Raw genomic sequence first — 1,600 nt, forward strand, 5'->3', positions numbered from 1 at the left:
GTGGGGCGCCGACGACCTGAAGGCCCTGCGCGAGGCGCCGGTCGATCTGATCGTCGCGCCCAAGGTCGAGAGCGCGGCCATGGTCCACGCCCTGTCGGCGGCGCTGCGTCCCGGCGCCGCGCTATGGGCCATGATCGAGACGCCGCGCGCCCTGGTGGACCTGCGCGACATCGCCGAGGCGGACGGGGCCTTGAGCGGCCTGATGCTGGGCGTCAACGACCTGGCCAAGGATCTGAAGACCGGCCCTGCGCCCGACCGCGAACCACTGAAGCCGTGGCTGGCGGCGGTCGTGGCCCACGCCCGCGCCAACGGCCTGACCGTCATCGACGGCGTGTTCAACCGCATCAAGGACGAGGCCGGCTTCGCCGCCGAGTGCGCGCAGGGGCGGCTGTATGGCTTCGACGGCAAGAGCCTGATCCACCCCTCGCAGATCGAGAGCGCGAACGCCGCCTTCGGTCCATCGCCTGACGAGATCGACTGGGCGCGCAAGGTCGTCGCCGCCTTCGCCGCGCCCGAGGCCGCCGGGCTAGGCGTCATCCGCGTCGAGGGCGAGATGGTGGAGCGGCTGCACCTGCACGCAGCCGAAAACCTTCTGGCCGACCTCTGACTTTCCGTTCATCCCGGCGGAGGCCGGGACCCAGTGCTTTGGCTTCAAACGCATAGGTTTGATCCAGCGCCCCCTTATGGCTGGATGCGGAGCGCGTTGCTCTCACTGGGTCCCGGCCTCCGCCGGGATGAGCGGTCGTGGGGGTGGCGCCTTGTCACCACAGACCTTAGACAACCCTCATGACCGCACCGCTTACGCCCCCGTCGAAAACCCGCGCCTGGGTCTGTGCGCCGGGGGTGTTGAAGGTCCCGTTCCTGTCCGCCTTCCTGCCCGATTACACGCTGTCGGCCCTGCCCGGATCGTCGATCGAGGCTGTGCTGGGCTGGGGCATGAAGCCGACGGCGGAAGCGGGCCGACGCTGGGCGGCGAAGCACGGCAAACCGTATGTGGCGCTGGAAGACGGCTTCCTGCGCTCGGTCGGGATCGGCGAGAGCGGGGCGACCAGCCTCAGCCTGATCGTCGACGATCTGGGCGTCTATTATGACGCGACGCGGCCTAGCCGGTTGGAACAGCTGATCACGACGGCCCCCGACTGGTGCGACGCCGCCATGAAGGCCCGCGCGCGCGGCCTGATCGAGCGCATCGTCGCCTCCGGCGTGTCAAAGACCAATATGGGCGGGCCGCTGGACCCCGCCCTGCTGAAACCCGGCCGCCGGGTGCTGATCGTGGACCAGACCTTCGGCGACGCCTCCATCGGCTATGGGCTGGCGACCGAGGCCAGCTTCTCGGACATGCTGGCGACCGCGCGACGCGACGAGCCGGACGCCCAGTTGATCGTCAAGCGCCACCCGGCCGTGGCGGCGGGACGCAAGCAGGGCTGCATCCCCGCCGGCGAACTGGGCGGCGTCACCCTGATCGACACCGACGTGCGGCCCGCCGACCTTCTGGCGGCGGTGGATGCGGTCTATGTCGTGACCTCGGCGCTGGGGTTCGAAGCCCTGCTGCGCGGGCTGCCGGTGCGCTGCTTCGGCGCCCCCTTCTATTCGGGCTGGG

General features: G+C 70.1%; 1 protein-coding gene and 1 pseudogene. Both read left to right on the forward strand.

Going from position 1 to position 1,600, the window contains the following annotated elements; translation table 11 throughout:
• Window positions 1–607: CoA ester lyase (locus RT567_RS16590; protein ID WP_313577293.1), on the forward strand; the 607-nt coding region annotated here is incomplete at its 5' end.
• A 179-nt stretch (window positions 608–786) separates the two neighbouring features.
• Window positions 787–1,600: pseudogene (locus RT567_RS16595) on the forward strand (capsular polysaccharide biosynthesis protein); the annotation flags it as partial.

The sequence above is a fragment of the Brevundimonas sp. genome (genome assembly GCF_032107865.1).
Classification (GTDB): domain Bacteria; phylum Pseudomonadota; class Alphaproteobacteria; order Caulobacterales; family Caulobacteraceae; genus Brevundimonas.